Raw genomic sequence first — 20,004 nt, 5'->3', positions numbered from 1 at the left:
GCAGATGTTTATCTTCAACTAAATTTAAACTATTCATCCAAGGTATGATAAACTGGAACAAATAAATCAAAAAGGATGATCACGTATGAAGATAGGATTTATCGGCTTTGGCAATATGGCCCGGGCGATTGCAAAAGGTTTGATAGACAATGAAGTACTGAAAGAAGACGATCTCTTTTTCTCCACCCGTTCAGAGGAAAGTCGTCTGGCCATTGAAAAAGAGTGGCACATAAACGGTATGGCTTCAAATCAGGCAGTCGTCGACCAGTCAGACGTTATTCTGCTGGCGGTCAAACCTCATCAGGTAGACCAGGTCCTGAGTGAACTGACTTTTCCTGCCGGCCTGCTGCTGTTATCCGTCGTTGCCGGTTATTCAAGCGATCAGTTGAATCAGTATATCCCCGCTGACCAGTGCATCCGAACGATGCCTAATCTGAATGCACAAGTTAATGCATCAATGACAGCATTGGTTGAAAACAAACAGGTCACTGAAGAAGATATGGCTAAAGCCAAAATCATCTTTAATGCGGTCGGAGAAGTTATGATGGTTCCGGAAGACCAGTTAGGTATCTTCATTGCTTTAGCCGGCAGTTCCCCTGCACTTGTTTTTCTGTTCATCGACACACTGGCGCGTGCGGCAGTCAAATACGGCATGCCAAAGGACAAAGCCACTGAGATCGCTGCTCAGGCAGTCCTGGGAAGTGGAAAAACAGTCAAGGAAGCCTCGGACTCACCGTGGAACCTGATCGATCATGTTTCTTCTCCGGGTGGCATCACTGTTGAGGCGGTATTGAGTTTACTGGAATCTGACTTCTCTTCTTCACTGATCACAGCAGTCGATAAAATGATCGAAAAAAATGAAGAGATGACAAAAAAGAACGCAGAATAGTAATAGAGACCCTGTATCAAAGGCAAGAGGCTTTGATACAGGGTCCCGTTTATTTTTCCAGTTTATTTTTCTTCTTTCTCACTCTTAAATCTTTGAAGAACGTCGTCAGAAGTGAACGGCATTCCTCTTCCATAACCCCAGCGTGTACTTCGCACTGATGATTGAGCCGTTCGTCTTCAAGAACCTGCATCAGAGTCCTGACTGCACCGCCCTTGGGATCGCTCGGGCCATAGTAGATACTTTTCAGCCGTGCCAGAACGATTGCCCCACTGCACATGACACAAGGTTCCAGTGTGACAAAGAGATGGCAGTCTTCAAGTCGCCAGTTGCCAAGTGTTTCGTTAGCCTCTTGTATAGCAATCATCTCTGCATGCGTCGTCGCATTCTGCGATGTTTCTCGCTGGTTATGTCCCCGGCCGATGATTTCACCGTCTTTGACAACGACGGCCCCGATAGGTACTTCATCGATCGCTCTGGCTTTTTCAGCCTCTTTGATTGCCTCATTCATCCATTTATGGATGTCTTTCTCAGTAAATTCAGACATGTCTTTCCGCTCCATTTTCATTCTTACTTCTACATAGGTCAGTTTCTAAATCGTATAAACAGTGGTAGAATAAGGATAGCATAATTAAGGAGGAAATACATTGGATTTTTCCAAGTTAAAAAAACTCTACCCTGAATCAACTTTAAGTAAACATCCTTTCATGGAAGAAGATACGCTCCGAATCCCCTATAAAAATCAATGGATCCATATACCAAAGAAATCGTTAGACGATAAAGAAATCAGCATACTTAATCTTTTAAAAGAGGAGATCCAGCCTGACACGTTTCCTGCATCCCAGTCTAAGTGGTTCAATTTTATGGAGGGAAACCGGGAATATCCCCCTCAGACCACTCATCCTGTCCGTCTGATTCAGCTTGTGCTAGAAAAAATGGATGATCAGTTCGATTATTCCATTTGGATCGATTCCATCACGCATCTTTTTGAACCCGTACTGGATGTCTTTTTTGTCACTCAAGATGCTTGCTACATCATTCAGGATAATACGTCTCAAACGCTTACCCAGGAAGAGATCTACGGCATGCTGAAAACACTCGAGGACGATTTTTCCATTCGTACCAATGCCTATATCGGACAGTTCTGGTCACCGGACAATTCTCTGAAAGCAATTCTCAAAGAAGAACAGCGTATATTCCAGGAAGAAGTGTCTCATCTGCACGACCGGATCTGTTCTCTCTCCGATGTTGCCTTGAGATATTTTACAAAAGGAGCTTTGTCGCGCAGTACTCTGATGCAGGAGTTAAAAAAACAGCTTGATGAGCAGCCAGACTGGAAAGAACTGATCCTAGCCTTATGGACAAGTCAGGGGAATATCAGTGTAGCCGCCAAGCAGTTGTTCATTCACAGAAACACCCTGCAGTACCGTATGGACCGCTTCTATGAAACAACCGGCTTATCGTTAAGAAATATGAATGATCTACTTTTATGTTATTTACTGGTGTTATGATCAACGCAAAAAAGAGACTCTACAGAGTCTCTTTTTTTGTTATCTTTTAAGTTTTCTCATGACTTTTTTTGACTCTCTTTTTTTGTCATGCATGAAATCTTTAAGATCATCCGTCATTTCTGAGAATTTCCCTTCCAGGTCGTTGACTTTGTCGACCGTTCCAAGAAGGTTACTGATTTCATCATCAGATAATTTATTCACGACGCTTTTTGCCTTATGATTACCATGGAATTTACTTCCAACATAATGTTTGGCTTTCTGACGGTTGACTGCTGATTTCGTCTTTGTTTTAGCCGAATCTGACGTAAACAAGAGCGTGATCAAGCCAACTAAAAATGCTACACCTACTCCGATTAAAATATTTTTCTGATTGTCGTCCAACTGATGATCCTGATGCATAGTATCTCCGTCCTTTCATCTTTTGAATATATTCATCTTATCAAACATTCCTGCAGAATACTAAAGATAACGATTATACAGAGGATAATACTAAAAAACGGATGGGCAGTGACAGTGTATGTCGACTGCTCACCCGTTCAGACTATCTAAGGTCAGCTTTTATCCATTGGCGGCGTTGTATACATGACTTTAGGCGGTATCTCGAGTTTTGGTTTCCCGCCCATAGCCGTTGCTTTATCTTCATATTTAAATGCTTCGCCATCTGCCGCTTTCTTGCCGTCAACGATTTCTTTACTATCCTGGCCTTCTGAGAAATTATACAGGACATGTCCCTGGCCTTCGACTTCATACTCTTTCGGTACCTGTCCCGGAACAACGATCCCTTCTTTTTCTTCCAGTTCTTTGATGGCTTCGATCCACTGCAGCTGATGCTGGGTGTCTCGAGCTAGCAGGAAGCCTAACAGATCACGGATGCCTTTGTCGTCTGTCATTTCATAAAGACGTGCGACCTGCAGTCGACCTTGAGATTCAGCCGTCACATTCATACGCATATCAGCCAGTAGGTTGCCGCTTGAAGCAATGTAACTGGATGTCCAGGCATTTCCATTAGAATCCTTGGGTGCAGCTCCCAGTCCGTTAACAATGGCATGCTGCGGATTCATTCCACCCATGATCGCTGCGATCGCCGGATCCGAGTTGACCGCTTCTTCCTGTGCCGATGTTGGTGCACCGTCAAGTAAATGGGCCACCATGGTCGCCAGCATCTCAACGTGCCCGATTTCCTCAGTCGCTGTGTCCAGTAAGAGATCCTTGTACTTTTCGTTGCCTCTGGCATTCCATCCCTGGAACAAGTACATGTTCATGACGGTCATTTCTCCCCACTGACCACCTATGATTTCCTGTATCCTTCTGGCCATCACTGCATCCGGTTTGTCGGGTTTTGCATGGTACTGCAGTTCTTTCTTGTGTAAAAACATAGACTAACACATTCCTTTCTGTTTATTTTAACTACAAGAATAAATTACCACCAGTAAATGCTATATACAAATCATATGATTCTGTATTCGCGTTAAGATAATAACAAAAAGAATCCTCCAACCAGAATATTGATACTGGTTGAAGGACTCCTTTACTCTCTTATTCGTTAAACTAAGCTTATTTATTGGTAGTCAGTTTCTTTTTGCTGTTATTTTTTGCATCCCGCGTTTTTAAAGTGATTTCTCCTTTAGTTGCTCCAAGAGTCACTTTGTCACCAAGACTGATTTCACCTGCAAGCAGTGCCTCACTCAAACGGTCTTCGAATTTATTCTGAATGGCTCGTTTAAGCGGTCTGGCTCCGTACTCCGGATCAAAACCTTCATCGGCAATAACATCCATGGCAGCCCTGGTGATTTTCAACTCGATACCAAGTTCTTGCATACGTGTAACGATGTTTTTCGTCAGTAACTGAACGATTTCTCTCAATTCCTCTTTCTTCAGAGACTGGAAGACGATCGTATCATCGACACGGTTCAGGAATTCCGGACGGAAAGTATTTTTCAATTCTTCACGAATACGTTTCTCCATAGCATCGTGGTCGAAGCGTTTGTCTATCGCACCAAAGCCGACAGATTTTTCATCTCTCAAGGCTGTCGCGCCCAGATTTGAAGTCATGATGAGGATCGTATTTTTGAAGTCGACTTTTCGACCTTTCCCATCTGTCAGCAAACCATCATCCAATACTTGAAGCAGGATATTGAAGACATCCGGATGGGCTTTTTCCACTTCATCAAGCAGGATGACCGAGTAAGGTTTTTGGCGGATCTTTTCCGTTAACTGACCACCTTCATCATAACCCACATACCCTGGTGGTGAACCGACCAGACGACTGGTACTGTATTTTTCCATGTACTCAGACATATCGACTCGGATAAGCGCTTCTTCGCTTCCGAACATCGCTTCTGCCAGAGCTTTAGCCAGTTCCGTTTTACCTACACCTGTAGGTCCGAGGAACATGAATGAACCAATAGGCCGATTAGGATCTTTTAAGCCGCTGCGCGCCCTTCTGATCGCTTTAGACACGGCAACGACCGCTTCCTCCTGTCCTACTACACGCTGGTGAAGAACTTTTTCAAGTTTCAGCAAACGTTCGCTTTCTTTCTGTTCCATTTGATTGACAGGGATACCGGTCCACTGGGATACGACTTCCGCAATATCAGAAGCAGTAACTTCCAGTCGGTCTCCATCGTTCTTTTCACCTTGTTTGATGATTTTTTCCAGTTTTTTACGCTGACGCATTTCTTTTTCTCTGATCAAAGCAGCGCGTTCAAAATTCTGCGACTGAATAGCCTCTTCTTTGCGCTTGATCAAATCTTCAAGCATTTCAGTTGCTTTAGATAAAGGAGTCGGAGAATCGCTCTTGTCCATCCTTACTTTTGAGGCAGACTCATCCATTAAATCGATAGCTTTATCCGGTAATTGTCTTGAAGTAATATAACGTACGGAATAATGAACGGCTGCACGAATGGCATCGTCCGTGATCGATACCCCGTGATGATCTTCGTAACGGTCTCTCAACCCGAAAAGGATCTCTTCTGCTTCCATCTCAGTTGGTGGATCGACGTGAATAGAGGCAAAGCGTCTTTCCAGTGCCGCATCTTTTTCAATGTGTTTCTGATATTCATCTAAGGTCGTAGCACCAATCGTCTGAAGTTCGCCTCTTGCGAGCGCCGGTTTCAGAATATTGGAAGCATCGATCGCTCCTTCTGCACCACCTGCTCCAATCAAAGTATGCAGCTCATCGATAAACAGGATGACATTACCATCATGATAGATCTCATCGATGATCTTTTTCATCCGTTCTTCAAATTCACCCCGGTATTTAGTCCCGGCAACTAAAGACCCCATATCTAATGTCATCAGTCGTTTATCCGTCAGCACCGGTGGTACTTCTCCTGAAATGATTTTCTGAGCTAACCCTTCTGCAATAGCTGTTTTACCTACCCCCGGTTCACCTACGAGTACAGGATTATTTTTTGTACGACGACTCAAGATCTGAATGATACGTCGCACTTCTTTATTTCTCCCCACGATCGGATCCAGACGATCTTCACGAGCCTGCTGTGTCAAATCACGTGCCAGTGAATCCAGTGTGGGTGTTCCGCTCTGTTCATCTTGATTCGCCTTCACATTCCGTCTACTGTTCATTTTGCTTCGTGAACTTTTCTGCTGTGCCCCTAACTTTTTCAGTACAAGCTGTCTGGCTTTTGCAAGATTGACATCAAGATTATTCAAAATTTTTGCAGATAGAATATCTTCATCTCTCAATAACCCCAGCAGTAAGTGCTCAGTTCCAACAAGCGGACGCTTCATTCGTCTAGCTTCATCTGTCGCATATTTGATGATTTGTCTTGCTCTTGGGGAATAAGGAAGGATCGCATGTTTAGGGACTTGTTCCGTCGTTCCATAGCTTGCAAAATGTTCAATTTCTTCTTTGACATCCTGTTCAGTTATATCCAATTCTCTCAGAGTCATACCTGCTATGCCTTCATTTTCTATGACTAAACCTAAGAGAAGATGTTCTGTCCCAACTGTACGGTGGCGGAAGGATTTGGCTTCCTCTTGGGCTATAAGCAGGGCTTTTTTTGCTTTATCTGTAAATAGTTCATTCATATTTCTTAGTCCGCCTTTCTTTTATTCGGCTCTTCGTAACATAGATTGGCTAACATCGAACGAAGCAAATTTGCCCGAACCCGATTATCTGTTACGCGATCACCCGTATAAAGTGACTTATCCATTGCCACTATCATTAGTTTTGCTTCACGCTTGCTAATTATTTTTTCATCATAAAGTTTTTGAACGACCGACTTCGCGTCTCTTTCAGATATGTTGTTCCCTATGATTTCGATCATGGTATTCAACATATCTAATTCGTCCAGTACTTGAACTTTAATAATACGAATATAGCCACCTCCGCCACGTTTACTTTCAACAAGGTAACCTTTTTGAATAGTAAAACGGGTGTTAATGACATAATTGATCTGGGACGGGACACAATCGAAAAGTTCAGCGATCTCACTTCGTCGGATCTCAACTTGCTCTTTCTGCTTCAATACCTTTTTCAGATAAGCTTCAATGATATCTGTCATATTTTTATTTTCCATTATGATCAATAAAGAGATTTACTCACGACACAAACATACTGCTGAACAGTTTGTTGCATCTACTCTTCGGGTTCCCTCCTTTTCACATGTTTCTGATTAGGAACGTTATTTGTTTGACTATTTTTGACTAATAATAATTATACCAATAAACAGATAGAATTAAAAGTGAGAAGCTGAGGAAGTAACCGTATCTTTATACAGAAAAAAGTGATCTTAGAAGTTACCTAAGATCACTTTTCATATATTATTTGAACGCGCCCTAAAGGACTTGAACCCTCAACCGCCTGATCCGAAGTCAGGTGCTCTATCCAATTGAGCTAAGGACGCATTGTGACAGAATAGATTGACTGCAAAAAAATGAGCCGTGCTGGGCTCGAACCAGCGACCCTCTGATTAAAAGTCAGATGCTCTACCAACTGAGCTAACGGCTCTAAAAACAAAATGGAGGTTAACGGGCTCGAACCGCTGACCCTCTGCTTGTAAGGCAGATGCTCTCCCAACTGAGCTAAACCTCCGATGATTTTTTAAAATAAAAAAAGAGCTGCACGGCAACGTCCTGCTTTCACAAAGGGAAACCCTTCACTATCCTCGGCGCTGGGAAGCTTAACGGCTGTGTTCGGAATGGGAACAGGTGGGTCCTTCCCGCCATCGTCACCGCACAGTGACTCTTCTTTTTATTTTTTTGAGAACTCTGTTCTCTCAAAACTAGACAGTTGATTTTACGTACACATAACGTTTTTCTACAACACCGCATCTTACCCTTAAGCCACCTTTGGTGGTTAAGTCCTCGACCGATTAGTACTGGTCCGCTCCACATATCACTATGCTTCCACTTCCAGCCTATCTACCTGATCATCTTTCAGGGGTCTTACTTCCTTAAAGGAATGGGAGATCTCATCTTGAAGGGGGCTTCACGCTTAGATGCTTTCAGCGTTTATCCCGTCCACACATAGCTACCCAGCGATGCCAATGGCTTGACAACTGGTACACCAGCGGTGTGTCCATCCCGGTCCTCTCGTACTAAGGATAGCTCTTCTCAAATCTCCAACGCCCGCGACGGATAGGGACCGAACTGTCTCACGACGTTCTGAACCCAGCTCGCGTACCGCTTTAATGGGCGAACAGCCCAACCCTTGGGACCGACTACAGCCCCAGGATGCGATGAGCCGACATCGAGGTGCCAAACCTCCCCGTCGATGTGAACTCTTGGGGGAGATAAGCCTGTTATCCCCAGGGTAGCTTTTATCCGTTGAGCGATGGCCCTTCCATATGGTACCACCGGATCACTAAGCCCGACTTTCGTCCCTGCTCGACTTGTAGGTCTCGCAGTCAAGCTCCCTTCTGCCTTTACACTCTACGAATGATTTCCAACCATTCTGAGGGAACCTTTGGGCGCCTCCGTTACATTTTGGGAGGCGACCGCCCCAGTCAAACTGCCCATCTGACACTGTCTCCCGACCGGTTAACGGTCGTGGGTTAGAGTGGCCATACAGCGAGGGTAGTATCCCACCAACGCCTCCACCAAGACTGGCGTCCTGGCTTCATAGGCTCCTACCTATCCTGTACAAGCTGTACAGACACTCAATATCAAACTACAGTAAAGCTCCATGGGGTCTTTCCGTCCTGTCGCGGGTAACCTGCATTTTCACAGGTACTATAATTTCACCGAGTCTCTCGTTGAGACAGTGCCCAAATCGTTACACCTTTCGTGCGGGTCGGAACTTACCCGACAAGGAATTTCGCTACCTTAGGACCGTTATAGTTACGGCCGCCGTTTACTGGGGCTTCAATTCAGAGCTTCGCCGAAGCTAACCCTTCCTCTTAACCTTCCAGCACCGGGCAGGTGTCAGCCCCTATACATCTTCTTACGAATTAGCAGAGACCTGTGTTTTTGGTAAACAGTCGCTTGGGCCTATTCACTGCGGCTGACCAATTGGTCAGCACCCCTTCTCCCGAAGTTACGGGGTCATTTTGCCGAGTTCCTTAACGAGAGTTCTCTCGATCACCTTAGGATTCTCTCCTCGACTACCTGTGTCGGTTTGCGGTACGGGCAGCCTACTTCTCACTAGAAGCTTTTCTCGGCAGTGTGACATCGGATACTTCGGTACTTAATTTCCCTCCCCATCACAACTTGTCCTTAAGAGAAAAAGCATTTGACTCTTTCTCAGACTTGTTGCTTGGACACGCTATTCCAGCAGCGTGCACATCTTAGCCTCCTGCGTCCCTCCATTGCTCAAACAAAGCAGACTGGTACAGGAATATCAACCTGTTGTCCATCGCCTACGCCTTTCGGCCTCAGCTTAGGTCCCGACTAACCCTGGGCGGACGAGCCTTCCCCAGGAAACCTTAGTCATTCGGTGGACGGGATTCTCACCCGTCTTTCGCTACTCATACCGGCATTCTCACTTCTAAGCGCTCCACAAGTCCTCACGATCTTGCTTCAACGCCCTTAGAACGCTCTCCTACCATAGAACCATTGGTTCTATCCGTGGCTTCGGTATCTTGTTTAGCCCCGGTACATTTTCGGCGCAGGGCCACTCGACTAGTGAGCTATTACGCACTCTTTAAATGATGGCTGCTTCTAAGCCAACATCCTAGTTGTCTAAGCAGCCCCACATCCTTTTCCACTTAACAAGAATTTGGGGACCTTAGCCGACGGTCTGGGCTGTTTCCCTTTCCACTACGGATCTTATCACTCGCAGTGTGACTCCCGGATCTACATCTGTGGCATTCGGAGTTTATCAGGATTCGGTAACCCGATAAGGGCCCCTAGTCCAAACAGTCGCTCTACCTCCACGATGCATATTATCCGAGGCTAGCCCTAAAGCTATTTCGGAGAGAACCAGCTATCTCCAAGTTCGATTGGAATTTCTCCGCTACCCACACCTCATCCCAGCATTTTTCAACATACTTGGGTTCGGGCCTCCAGTGCATTTCACTGCACCTTCACCCTGGACATGGGTAGGTCACTTGGTTTCGGGTCGACGACGGCATACTCTACGCCCTATTCAGACTCGCTTTCGCTGCGGCTCCACCTCTTCGGTTTAACCTTGCATGACATCGTCACTCGCCGGTCCATTCTACAAAAGGTACGCCATCACCCATTAACGGGCTCTGACTACTTGTAAGCACACGGTTTCAGGTGCTGTTTCACTCCCCTTCCGGGGTTCTTTTCACCTTTCCCTCACGGTACTGGTTCACTATCGGTCACTAGGGAGTATTTAGGCTTGGGAGATGGTCCTCCCGGATTCCGACGGAATTTCTCGTGTTCCGCCGTACTCAGGATCCCGGCTAGGCAAGGTTGAATGTCGCATACGGGGCTTTCACCCTGTCTCGCATAACTTTCCAGTTATTTCTGCTATTCTCGCTTGTCCATGTCGCCAGTCCTACAACCCCAGAAGGCAAGCCTTCTGGTTTGGCCTCTTCCCGTTTCGCTCGCCGCTACTCAGGGAATCGCATTTTGCTTTCTCTTCCTGCAGGTACTGAGATGTTTCAGTTCCCCACGTCTACCTTATCCATAGCTATGTATTCACTATGGATATATCACTTGATGAAAAGTGATGGGTTCCCCCATTCGGAAATCTCCGGATCAAAGCTTACTTACAGCTCCCCGAAGCATATCGGTGTTCGTCCCGTCCTTCATCGGCTCCTAGTGCCAAGGCATCCACCGTGCGCCCTTATTCACTTAACCTGACGGTTAAGGGTAATTATAGCGATGAGAGTTTCGTCTTAAAACAAAACTGTTCTCAATTTCTATTTCTCGGTGTTGTTTCTTAACATTTGTGTTTGTTATAAAATCAACTATCTAGTTTTCAAAGAACAAAGCGCAACTCTAAAAAAGAATTGCAAATGGAGCCTAGCGGGATCGAACCGCTGACCTCCTGCGTGCAAAGCAGGCGCTCTCCCAGCTGAGCTAAGGCCCCATCATATTAAAATGAGAGAACAAAAAAATCTCTCAAAACTAAACAAAGTAAAAGCAACCTGTGCAAGGTTCCGTTTGCCCTAATGGCAATATCCTTAGAAAGGAGGTGATCCAGCCGCACCTTCCGATACGGCTACCTTGTTACGACTTCACCCCAATCATCCATCCCACCTTCGGCGGCTGGCTCCCAATAAAGGGTTACCCTACCGACTTCGGGTGTTACAAACTCTCGTGGTGTGACGGGCGGTGTGTACAAGACCCGGGAACGTATTCACCGCGACGTTCTGATTCGCGATTACTAGCGATTCCAGCTTCATGCAGGCGAGTTGCAGCCTGCAATCCGAACTGAGAATGGCTTTAGGAGATTAGCTAAACCTCGCGGTCTCGCAACTCGTTGTACCATCCATTGTAGCACGTGTGTAGCCCAGATCATAAGGGGCATGATGATTTGACGTCATCCCCGCCTTCCTCCGGTTTATCACCGGCAGTCTCGCTAGAGTGCCCAACTGAATGCTGGCAACTAACAATAAGGGTTGCGCTCGTTACGGGACTTAACCCAACATCTCACGACACGAGCTGACGACAACCATGCACCACCTGTCACTCTGTCCCCGAAGGGAAAGCCCAGTTTCCTGGGTGGTCAGAGGATGTCAAGATCTGGTAAGGTTCTTCGCGTTGCTTCGAATTAAACCACATGCTCCACCGCTTGTGCGGGTCCCCGTCAATTCCTTTGAGTTTCAGCCTTGCGGCCGTACTCCCCAGGCGGAGTGCTTAATGCGTTAGCTCCAGCACTGAAGGGCGGAAACCCTCCAACACTTAGCACTCATCGTTTACGGCGTGGACTACCAGGGTATCTAATCCTGTTCGCTCCCCACGCTTTCGAGCCTCAGCGTCAATTACAGACCAGAAAGTCGCCTTCGCCACTGGTGTTCCTCCATATATCTACGCATTTCACCGCTACACATGGAATTCCACTTTCCTCTTCTGCATTCAAGTCTTCCAGTTTCCAATGACCATCCACGGTTGAGCCGTGGGCTTTCACATCAGACTTAAAAGACCGCCTGCGCTCGCTTTACGCCCAATAAATCCGGACAACGCTTGTCACCTACGTATTACCGCGGCTGCTGGCACGTAGTTAGCCGTGACTTTCTGGTTAGATACCGTCAAGGAGGTGCCAGTTACTACACCTCTTGTTCTTCTCTAACAACAGAGCTTTACGATCCGAAGACCTTCTTCACTCACGCGGCATTGCTCCATCAGGCTTTCGCCCATTGTGGAAGATTCCCTACTGCTGCCTCCCGTAGGAGTCTGGGCCGTGTCTCAGTCCCAGTGTGGCCGATCACCCTCTCAGGTCGGCTACGTATCACTGCCTTGGTAAGCCATTACCTTACCAACTAGCTAATACGCCGCGGGGCCATCCATAAGCGATAGCCGAAGCCATCTTTAATGATCTAAGCATGCGCTATGATCACCTATGCGGTATTAGCACCCGTTTCCGGATGTTATCCCCCTCTTATGGGCAGGTTCCCCACGTGTTACTCACCCGTTCGCCACTCTTCCGCACTCTGCAAGCAGAGTGCTTCATCGTTCGACTTGCATGTATTAGGCATGCCGCCAGCGTTCGTCCTGAGCCAGGATCAAACTCTCATTTTGGTAGTTTGAAATAGCTCAATTTAAATAGTGTGAGTTAAACATGTTAACTCGTTTGTGTTGTCCTGATCCGATAAATCGGATCGAAGACCCCTGCACATTTGGTTGTTTTACTTTGTTCAGTTTTCAAAGATCTCATTCGTTCAGACGTTGACGACGTTTCGTGTCAACTCATATAATATTACAGGCTTTTGTTTTCGTTGTCAAGAACTTTTTAAAATTATTTTAGAAAACATTTCAAAGTTGTAAGCGTTCCCTTTACCTCTACGACAACTACTTAAGTATATCTGGTCGAGAGCAAAATGTCAACAATAAATTTATAAAACCTCGCTGCTGAAATTCAATCGTTGTTTTGCAGCAACGAGATTAATAATAACAGGTATTCTGATTTTCGTCAAGGATTTCCAGAAACTTTTCTCACTTTTTTTCTTTTCTGATAATAATAAGGATCATCCGCCTTTTTCAGGCGTAAAATAAAGATGACGCTTTGAATACTAGGAATAGATCCCTGATTCAAAGCGTCCCTGTATTTTTTAATGTTATCTACATAAAGGTTACTTATTATCCTCTTTATCTGGGGCTTTTTCAGAAGTGCTCTCATGGTTTTCTTCGAATCGATCCTTTTCTTTATGCCTTTTCAGTTTAGCTATTTCAATGGTCCGTTTTAGCTGAGTGCTTCTGACTTTTTCACCACTTACGGCTACTTCGATCGGTTTGACTTCATACTCCCCTGCCACATCACCATAGTATTTATTGTATCGCTTCTTAAACTGCTGGAAGACGTAGACGACAAGCACCTTCAAGATAGCATATATCGGCACACCGAATATCAGTCCGAATAAACCTAACAAGTCACCTGCTACCAGCAAGACAATGATGATCGTTAACGGGTGGACGTTGAGCTGTTTTCCCATGACGTTCGGTTCGATAAAGTTACCGTCTATAAACTGTACCGCCATCCAGACGAGTACGAGCTGGGCAACCATCCACCATGAATCGATCAAGGCAATAACGAGCGCAGGTATAAACGCCAGTGTCGGACCAACGTATGGAATAATAGATGTGAATCCGGCTATTATCGCCAGGACACCATTATATTCCAGACCTATTATAGAGAAACCTATGAACATCATTATCCCGATCGATGTTGCAATGATCAGCTGACCTTTTACATACGCACCAACTTGTGTGTTTACTTCAGAGGATACGCGAATAAGGTCTTCTCTCCATTTGGGAGGTGTAACAGATAAAAAGGCACGGAAAAAGCGCTGTTCATCTTTAAGCAGGAAAAACAGAATAATTGGAAAGGTAACCAGTGTCACGACGACGTTAGTCAACCCAGATACAAAACTCGACAAACCACTGAAGCCGTTCGAAAGATACTGGTTGATGTTATCAGGTATTCCGGTAACAAAGCTTTCCCCTTCTTGAATAAATGATTCGATTTCACCTCCAAAGGGAAGATCATCTACCCAACTCGTCACTGAGGCGGTCAGCGAATCTATGAAACTCGGAAATTCTTCAATGAACATGGTCAGCTGATCCCGAAGCAAGGGATACAGCAGGATGATGCCCAGCGTCAATAGCCCGATGATCAGCAGGAATAGAATAGTCACACCCACTATTCTCTTCACACCCCGTTTCTCCAGAAAGTCTATAAATGGATTGAACAGATAATACATTAACAGGGCGATGACAAAGGGCATCAGGATATTCGAAACAAGCACGAGTATTGGCGTGAATATATAACTGACTTGATTGAATAAAAAGAAAGCAATACCTATAAGTATGATAACGACCAAACTGAAAATCAGGTCACTTGCTCCCAGAAAATTTATCCACCTGGTTTTTTTCATTTTTTCTCCTTCTTTCTGCATCTTACTTTTCTTACTCTCTATATTATAGGACATTCACGCTAAATACGAGAAAAAACAATCACAGAGACACGTCCTAAAAAAAGAGAGATGCTCATCGCATCTCTCTTGGTCACTTTTAAAATTTTATTTAATTGTTGTCGGTATTTTTCATTGTCGGGAACAGCAGAACGTCTCTGATCGTGTGAGCATCTGTCAGAAGCATCACTAAACGGTCGATACCGATACCCAGCCCTCCAGTCGGCGGCATACCATATTCGAGAGCTTCAATGAAATCTTCGTCGATTTCCTGAGCTTCCTCATTACCCTGAGCTTTTTCTTTCATTTGCGCTTCAAATCGTTCGCGCTGATCGATCGGATCATTCAACTCGCTGAATGCATTCGCATATTCGTGCTTGGCAATGAACAGCTCAAAACGATCTGTAAAGCGTCCATCTTCTTCGTTCTTCTTGGCCAGCGGAGAAATCTCCAGAGGATGGCCATAGACAAATGTCGGCTGGACTAACTTGTCTTCCACAAACGTTTCAAAGAATTCGTTGACTACGTGTCCAAAGGTTGCATAATCATCGATCTCGACGTTATGGTCCTGGGCCAGCTGACGGGCTTCCTCATCCGTATAGTGTTTATAAAAGTCGATACCTGTTTCTTCTTTGATCAGATCGACCATATGGCGACGTGCCCATTTTCCACCAAGCTGAATGGTTTCTTCACCATAAGAGATCTCGGTTTCTCCCAACACTTTCTCTGCTACAGTCTGGATCAATACTTCTGTCAAATCCATAACATCTTCCATATCGTGGAAAGCTGTATAGAGTTCCATCATCGTGAATTCAGGATTGTGTGTGGTGTCGATCCCTTCATTACGGAAAACCCGACCGATTTCATAGACCTTTTCCATACCACCGACGATCAGTCGTTTCAAATGAAGCTCGATTGCGATACGCAGATAAAGCTCCATGTCCAGGGCATTATGATGGGTAACGAATGGTCTGGCTGCTGCTCCCCCTGCAATATTGTGCAGAAGTGGTGTCTCCACTTCGAGATAACCTAAGCCGTTCAAGTGATTTCTGATCTCCTGAATGATTTGACTGCGTTTGGTGAAACGCTCGAAACTATCCTCATTGGCTATCAAATCAAGGTAACGCTGACGATATTTCTGTTCAACGTTCGTCAATCCGTGATATTTATCTGGCAAGGGACGCAGAGCTTTAGATAGATAAGTCAGCTTTTCAGCCCTTACAGTCACTTCGCCCGTATTGGTTTTCATGACTGTTCCTTCGATACCGAAAAAGTCACCAAGGTCTGCCTGCTTGAAGCTTTCATATTGCTCGTCGCCGACAGCATCTTTTCGTACGTAAATCTGTATCAAACCATTTTTATCTTTCAGATGCGCGAAACCGGCTTTCCCTTTGCCGCGCTTGGTCATCAGACGACCCGCAACAGAAACGTTTATCTCTTCATCGTGCAGTTCATCCTTGGATTTCTCTTCATACCTTTCATGTAATTCAGAAGAATAATGCGTGCGTACATAGCGGGAACCAAAAGGATCGATCCCCCGCTCTTTCAAGTCATTCATTTTTTCACGACGTACAACTAACTGGTCTGTTAAGTTTTCATGTGTACCATTTTCTTGAGACACTACAGTCACTCCATTCCTCACTCTTTTATTCACTCTTATATTTAGATCCTCAGTAAAGTCGACACTTCACTATTAATGCGCTGAATTTAAATCCATTCATACTGGATTATCGTACCATAACTCTTGATTCTCATAAAGAAAAATGTGCAAAAAGGCTACGGCTGTTCCGTTTCTTCCTTCAAGGCATTCAGTTCTTCTTCGTCAAAATGGTAAGTGGTCCGGCAGAAATGACATACCGCATCCGCACCATGATCTTCGTCGATCATTTCCTGTATCTCTTTTTCCCCCAAGGAAACGATCGCATCTTTGAACCGTTCTTTTGAACAGTTGCATTTAAAGGATACCGGCATCGTTTCCAGGATGCGAGCTGAGCCATCTTTCACTAATCGGTCCAGGATCTGTTCCGGCGTTTCTCCTTCATCCATCAATTTGGAAATCAAAGGCAGCTCCGCAATTGCTTCTTCTACTTTTCCGATCGTTTCCTCTGAAGCATTGGGGAGGACTTGGATCATGAATCCACCAGCTGCTTTAACCGTCTCATCCGGGTTGACGAGTACGGATAAGCCGATAGCCGAAGGGACCTGTTCACTGTTCGCCATGTAATAGGTGAAATCTTCCCCCAGTTCTCCGCTGACTAATGGGACCTGTCCCACGAAAGGTCGTTTCATATTCAAATCTTTACTGACTGTAAGCATGCCTTCTGTTCCCACAGCCCCTCTGACATCGATTTTTCCGTGTTCGTTGAGAGGCAGACTGACCTCAGGATGTTTGATATATCCTTTAGTCTCCCCTTTACCGTTACTGTCTACGAGTATATAACCGACTGGACCATTTCCTTCAATACGTACAGTCAATGTTTCTTCTCCTTTAAGCGTGGCACCGAGCAGCGTCGTTCCTACCATGGCACGACCGAGAGCCGCTGTCGCAGCACTCCAGGTCTGATGATTTTCCTGGGCTGTCTTGACCATATCCGTTGTATCCACGACATACACACGGATCTGATCATTGTAGCCTAATGCTTTTAATAATTTATCTGACATAAGTCACATTCCTTTATATATATTAGTTTTCATCCGTTTACATGGAAAGAAGAGGATGCGATAAAATCGCCATCCTCTTCTTTGCTTGTTACGCTTTTGGTTCGTCGTCTGATTTATCTTTTTTCTGACTGTCTGAACTTTCAGCATCTGACTCTTCGGATGACTGATCGTCCTGATTCTCTTCAAAACGCTTCTCACGTTCACGTTCTTTTTTCTCACGTGCCGCTTTGATTTCTTCAAACGTTTTCCCGATTTCTTCGTCTTCAGGATCTCTTTCCGCCTCTTCTTTTTCAGAAGGGAATTCTGACGGAGCAGAAACGTCTTTCGAAGGCATTTCACCTTGTTCAAATAATGATTTGATTTGTTTTTCATCCAGCGTTTCTACTTCAAGCAGTTTCTGAGCGATCAGATCATGTGCATCTTTATGTTCTTCAAGAATGCGTCGCGCTTCAGTATGTGCTTCATTCAGAATACGCAGAACTTCCTGGTCGATCTGATAAGCAAACTGTTCAGAGTAAGCCTTAGACTGAGAATAATCTCTGCCAAGGAATACCTGGCCGCCGCCTTCATACTGGACCGGTCCGAGCAAGTCACTCATGCCGTATTCAGTAACCATGCTTCTGGCGATCTGAGTTGCCTGCTGGAAGTCATTCGATGCACCGCTTGACTGAGAATCGAAAATGATTTCTTCAGCCACACGTCCACCCAAGAGTCCAACGATCTGTTCGAACAATTCTTTCTTGGTCATTAAGAAGCGATCTTCTTTAGGGAGCATGATGGCATATCCGCCGGCTCTGCCTCGAGGAACGATCGTTACTTTATGAACGATTCGTGCATCACTTAATACAAGACCAACGATCGTATGCCCCGCTTCATGATAGGCAACCATTGAACGTTCAACTTTAGAGATGACACGGTCTTTCTTCGCAGGACCTGCAATGACACGGTCATGTGCTTCATCGATATCGAGCGCTTCGATCTGCTTGCTGTCACGTCTGGCTGCAACTAATGCAGCTTCGTTCAGCAGATTTTCCAGGTCAGCCCCGGAAAAGCCTGGCGTCTGTCTGGCGATGATTTTCAAATCGACATCTGGAGCAATAGGTTTATTCTTGGCATGTACTTTAAGGATCGCTTCACGTCCTTTGACATCCGGTCTGCCGACCATGATACGTCTGTCAAAACGTCCTGGACGTAAGAGAGCTGGGTCAAGAACGTCCTGACGGTTTGTTGCCGCAATGACGATGACACCTTCGTTACCTGTAAATCCATCCATCTCAACAAGGAGCTGGTTCAGGGTCTGTTCACGTTCATCGTGTCCGCCACCCATACCGGCACCACGCTGACGTCCAACAGCATCGATCTCATCGATAAAGATGATAGCCGGAGCTGTTTTCTTCGCATTTTCAAATAAGTCTCTGACACGGCTTGCCCCGACACCTACGAACATCTCGACGAACTCAGAACCTGAGATCGAGAAGAACGGTACACCGGCTTCACCGGCAACAGCTTTGGCAAGTAATGTTTTACCTGTTCCTGGAGGTCCCTCTAAAAGTACGCCTGCAGGGATACGTGCACCCAGGTTGGCAAAACGTCTAGGGTCTTTCAGGAACTCAACGATTTCTACTAATTCTTCTTTTTCTTCATCTGCACCAGCAACATCAGAAAAACGTACCTTACTCGTTTTGGCGTCAGTTTCTTTTGCTTTGGACTTGCCGAAGTTCATCACACCACGGCCTCCGCCGCCGCCTCCGCCACCTTGTCCTGCTTGACCCATCATGAAATAAATGAATCCGACAAACAGTAAGAGCGGAAGGAATGAAAAGAGTAAGCTAGTCCAGATACCAGTCGTCGGTTCTTCAACAGATACGATTTCGACATCATTGTCTCTAGCAAGCTGATACATTTCGTCAACGATCGTATCGTTTCTCAAGATATACGTGGTAAATGTCGAAGCATCTTCCTGCTCCAGACTACCAAAAAAGTTGACATCCTGGTCCTGCTCTATTTCTATTTCTTGTCCTTCGCGTAATTGACCTGTGATTTCATAGACACCCGCTGTGGGCTGCACTTGAAATTCTTCTATACGATCTTCTTCTAAAAATTCTATAAATTCAGTCGAACTTACACTCTCTGAAGCTTGATCTTGTCCGCCACTCGTCGCCCAACTTGCAATACCGATAACCGCAAGAAACACGATGACGTAGAAGAGGCCACTTTTGAAAAATCCTTTCTTCATGTCATCCTCCATCTATCACTTGTATTTTTATTATTTAAGCATAAGCTTAATTAATAGTCTTATATATGTTAACACACTTGACCATTTTTGACTATGAATTTTGTTTGACGATTGTACATTATTGCAGTGAAAACAGCCAGATGGCATCATCGCTCTTTAGGCCTACTGATATATTTCAGGTTTGAGGACACCGATATACGGCAGGTTACGATAATTCTCTATATAATCCAGACCATAGCCCACAACAAATTCATGCGGCACTTCAAAGCCGACCCAATCTGCCTGTATATCGATTTTTCGACCACTCGGTTTATCCAGGATCGTCACGATTTTGACTGAAGCCGCTTTGCGGTACTTGAACATGTCTTTAAGATACGCCAGTGTCCCACCGGTATCGATGATATCTTCGACGAACAGCACGTGGCGGCCTTCTACGTTCGTATCCAGATCCTTAAGTATTTTGACTTCTCCGGATGATACCGTTTCATTGCCGTAGCTGGAAACGTCCATAAAATCGATTTCCAGATAAATATCCATCTCTTTGATAAGGTCAGCCATGAATGGCAAGCCGCCTTTCAGTACACCGACGAGCAGCGGGTTCTTTCCTTCATATTCCTTTGAAAGTATGGCACCTAGTTCTTTGACTTTTGCCTGTATTTCCTCTTCAGTGATCAGAATTTTCTCCATATCCTTTTTCATGTTTAC

The 20,004-nt window shown here is 45.2% G+C and carries 12 protein-coding genes, 4 tRNA genes and 3 rRNA genes; 2 read left to right on the top strand and 17 right to left on the bottom strand.

What is annotated here, in order from left to right; all coding sequences use genetic code 11:
* Window positions 1–85: 85 nt before the first annotated feature.
* Window positions 86–889 (top strand): pyrroline-5-carboxylate reductase, encoded by an 804-nt coding sequence (proC, locus tag AB4027_RS02785; RefSeq protein ID WP_368645884.1) that lies wholly within the window; start codon window positions 86–88, stop codon window positions 887–889.
* Between the two features lie 49 nt (window positions 890–938).
* Here proC and tadA read toward each other — a convergent pair whose 3' ends face one another.
* Window positions 939–1,433, bottom strand: coding sequence for a tRNA adenosine(34) deaminase TadA (gene tadA / locus AB4027_RS02780; RefSeq protein WP_368645883.1), 495 nt, complete (start codon window positions 1,431–1,433; stop codon window positions 939–941).
* Window positions 1,434–1,533: 100 nt separating this feature from the next.
* Between tadA and AB4027_RS02775 the strand changes: the two genes are divergently transcribed.
* A complete protein-coding gene (locus AB4027_RS02775; RefSeq protein WP_091486718.1) occupies window positions 1,534–2,397 on the top strand; it encodes a helix-turn-helix domain-containing protein in 864 nt (287 codons plus the stop codon).
* A gap of 39 nt (window positions 2,398–2,436) precedes the next feature.
* Here the strand turns inward: AB4027_RS02775 and AB4027_RS02770 are convergent, their stop codons facing one another.
* From AB4027_RS02770 to hpt, 16 genes are all read right to left on the bottom strand, one after another.
* Window positions 2,437–2,796, bottom strand: a complete 360-nt coding sequence (locus tag AB4027_RS02770; RefSeq protein WP_091486721.1) for a hypothetical protein — start codon at window positions 2,794–2,796, stop codon at window positions 2,437–2,439.
* A 152-nt stretch (window positions 2,797–2,948) separates the two neighbouring features.
* Entirely contained in the window at window positions 2,949–3,773 is an 825-nt protein-coding gene (locus tag AB4027_RS02765; RefSeq protein WP_368645882.1) for a manganese catalase family protein, read from the bottom strand.
* A gap of 178 nt (window positions 3,774–3,951) precedes the next feature.
* Window positions 3,952–6,447 carry an ATP-dependent Clp protease ATP-binding subunit gene (locus AB4027_RS02760; protein ID WP_368645881.1) on the bottom strand — a complete coding sequence of 832 codons (2,496 nt, stop codon included), beginning with the start codon at window positions 6,445–6,447 and terminating at the stop codon, window positions 3,952–3,954.
* A 5-nt stretch (window positions 6,448–6,452) separates the two neighbouring features.
* On the bottom strand, window positions 6,453–6,938 hold the full coding sequence (locus tag AB4027_RS02755; RefSeq protein ID WP_368646395.1) for a CtsR family transcriptional regulator: 486 nt from the start codon (window positions 6,936–6,938) through the stop codon (window positions 6,453–6,455).
* Between the two features lie 253 nt (window positions 6,939–7,191).
* Window positions 7,192–7,265: transfer RNA gene (locus tag AB4027_RS02750), tRNA-Arg, on the bottom strand.
* Between the two features lie 31 nt (window positions 7,266–7,296).
* Window positions 7,297–7,369 (bottom strand) — tRNA-Lys (locus AB4027_RS02745).
* An 11-nt stretch (window positions 7,370–7,380) separates the two neighbouring features.
* Window positions 7,381–7,453, bottom strand: a tRNA-Val gene (locus tag AB4027_RS02740).
* Window positions 7,454–7,481: 28 nt separating this feature from the next.
* A 5S ribosomal RNA gene (rrf, locus tag AB4027_RS02735) occupies window positions 7,482–7,597 on the bottom strand.
* 116 nt (window positions 7,598–7,713) lie between these two features.
* Window positions 7,714–10,629, bottom strand: a 23S ribosomal RNA gene (locus AB4027_RS02730).
* A gap of 159 nt (window positions 10,630–10,788) precedes the next feature.
* Window positions 10,789–10,861 (bottom strand) — tRNA-Ala (locus AB4027_RS02725).
* 98 nt (window positions 10,862–10,959) lie between these two features.
* Window positions 10,960–12,513 (bottom strand): 16S ribosomal RNA (locus tag AB4027_RS02720).
* The 16S, 23S and 5S rRNA genes sit together here with 4 tRNA genes alongside, the layout of an rRNA operon.
* Before the next feature lie 551 nt (window positions 12,514–13,064).
* Window positions 13,065–14,366 (bottom strand): AI-2E family transporter, encoded by a 1,302-nt coding sequence (locus AB4027_RS02715; RefSeq protein WP_368645880.1) that lies wholly within the window; start codon window positions 14,364–14,366, stop codon window positions 13,065–13,067.
* A gap of 148 nt (window positions 14,367–14,514) precedes the next feature.
* The gene (gene lysS, locus AB4027_RS02710; RefSeq protein WP_368645879.1) at window positions 14,515–16,023 is read right to left on the bottom strand and encodes a lysine--tRNA ligase; all 1,509 of its coding nucleotides are present in this window, start codon (window positions 16,021–16,023) and stop codon (window positions 14,515–14,517) included.
* A gap of 155 nt (window positions 16,024–16,178) precedes the next feature.
* On the bottom strand, window positions 16,179–17,063 hold the full coding sequence (hslO, locus tag AB4027_RS02705; protein ID WP_091489263.1) for an Hsp33 family molecular chaperone HslO: 885 nt from the start codon (window positions 17,061–17,063) through the stop codon (window positions 16,179–16,181).
* An 88-nt stretch (window positions 17,064–17,151) separates the two neighbouring features.
* Window positions 17,152–19,299, bottom strand: coding sequence for an ATP-dependent zinc metalloprotease FtsH (gene ftsH / locus AB4027_RS02700; protein ID WP_368645878.1), 2,148 nt, complete (start codon window positions 19,297–19,299; stop codon window positions 17,152–17,154).
* A 162-nt stretch (window positions 19,300–19,461) separates the two neighbouring features.
* Window positions 19,462–19,998 carry a hypoxanthine phosphoribosyltransferase gene (gene hpt, locus AB4027_RS02695; protein WP_091489260.1) on the bottom strand — a complete coding sequence of 179 codons (537 nt, stop codon included), beginning with the start codon at window positions 19,996–19,998 and terminating at the stop codon, window positions 19,462–19,464.
* Between the last annotated feature and the right edge of the window lie 6 nt (window positions 19,999–20,004).

It is taken from the genome of Alkalibacterium putridalgicola, assembly GCF_040959045.1.
GTDB classification, from domain to species: domain Bacteria; phylum Bacillota; class Bacilli; order Lactobacillales; family Carnobacteriaceae_A; genus Alkalibacterium; species Alkalibacterium putridalgicola.
This window is presented reverse-complemented; position numbering and strand designations above follow the sequence as displayed.

Excerpts from the sequence above, each read along its gene's own strand:
- proC (WP_368645884.1), top strand. The coding sequence starts at position 86 with ATGAAGATAGGATTTATCGGCTTTGGCAATATGGCCCGGGCGATTGCA.
- tadA (WP_368645883.1), bottom strand. The coding sequence starts at position 1,433 with ATGTCTGAATTTACTGAGAAAGACATCCATAAATGGATGAATGAGGCA.
- AB4027_RS02770 (WP_091486721.1), bottom strand. The coding sequence starts at position 2,796 with ATGCATCAGGATCATCAGTTGGACGACAATCAGAAAAATATTTTAATC.
- AB4027_RS02765 (WP_368645882.1), bottom strand. The coding sequence starts at position 3,773 with ATGTTTTTACACAAGAAAGAACTGCAGTACCATGCAAAACCCGACAAA.
- AB4027_RS02760 (WP_368645881.1), bottom strand. The coding sequence starts at position 6,447 with ATGAATGAACTATTTACAGATAAAGCAAAAAAAGCCCTGCTTATAGCC.
- AB4027_RS02755 (WP_368646395.1), bottom strand. The coding sequence starts at position 6,938 with ATGGAAAATAAAAATATGACAGATATCATTGAAGCTTATCTGAAAAAG.
- AB4027_RS02715 (WP_368645880.1), bottom strand. The coding sequence starts at position 14,366 with ATGAAAAAAACCAGGTGGATAAATTTTCTGGGAGCAAGTGACCTGATT.
- hslO (WP_091489263.1), bottom strand. The coding sequence starts at position 17,063 with ATGTCAGATAAATTATTAAAAGCATTAGGCTACAATGATCAGATCCGT.
- ftsH (WP_368645878.1), bottom strand. The coding sequence starts at position 19,299 with ATGAAGAAAGGATTTTTCAAAAGTGGCCTCTTCTACGTCATCGTGTTT.
- hpt (WP_091489260.1), bottom strand. The coding sequence starts at position 19,998 with ATGAAAAAGGATATGGAGAAAATTCTGATCACTGAAGAGGAAATACAG.